The sequence below is a fragment of the Mycobacterium sp. genome (genome assembly GCF_008709575.1).
GTDB lineage: Bacteria > Actinomycetota > Actinomycetes > Mycobacteriales > Mycobacteriaceae > Mycobacterium.
This window is the reverse complement of sequence record NZ_VYIK01000365.1, coordinates 1-686: the sequence shown is the minus strand read 5'-3', so window position 1 is coordinate 686 and position 686 is coordinate 1. Positions and strand designations below refer to the sequence as shown.

Annotated in this window: 1 protein-coding gene; it reads left to right on the top strand. The window is 65.3% G+C overall.

The features are described 5' to 3' along the window. Positions 1-299 (top strand): hypothetical protein (locus tag F6Q13_RS18980; protein ID WP_293059816.1); only part of this gene is annotated, 299 nt, incomplete at its 5' end. Between the last annotated feature and the right edge of the window lie 387 nt (positions 300-686).

Genomic DNA, 686 nt, shown 5'->3' with positions numbered 1-686 from the left:
TAGAGCACGGCTCTCCTAAAGCCGGTGTCGCAGGTTCGAATCCTGCCGGGGGCACACATGTTTCCGCAGGTCAAACCCTGTTCCCGGTGGCCGGAACGGGGGCCGTGCCCAACCCGTACCCAAAGAACAGGAAGGAACCCAACGAAATGAACCACGAAGAGGAATACAGCGCCGCGCTGGCCCGGGCCGAGAAGATACGCCAACTAGCCGCCGACATAGAGGCCGCCGGCTGCGCCACCCTCGGTGAATACGCGGCCCAGCGGCTCAACCAGCGCGCCACCGAGGAGACGGACCAGTGAACCCGGCTTACACCACCTGGACGGCCGCCCGACTCGGCGCGCTGCTCGGCTACAACGACACCCAGATGATGGACCTGTGCCGGCGACTCGGCCTAGCCCAACCACCCATCAACTAGAAAACCCAAGGGAAGGGCCCGCCGCGCCCCCCCCGGCCGCGAACCCGGGGACCGGCGGGCCCTTCCACTATCCAAGGAAAGGAAACAGTGACCACCATGACCGCCATCGAACCCACCGGCGCGCAATCCCCACTAACCACCGAGCAAGCACGAACCCTCACCGACCAGATCCGCTCCGCCGTCACCGACCTGTACAACCTCGTCGTCCAGGCCTACAAGAACCTGGTGTGGCTGCCGCTGGGCTACGACACGTGGGACGAATACCTCAGCG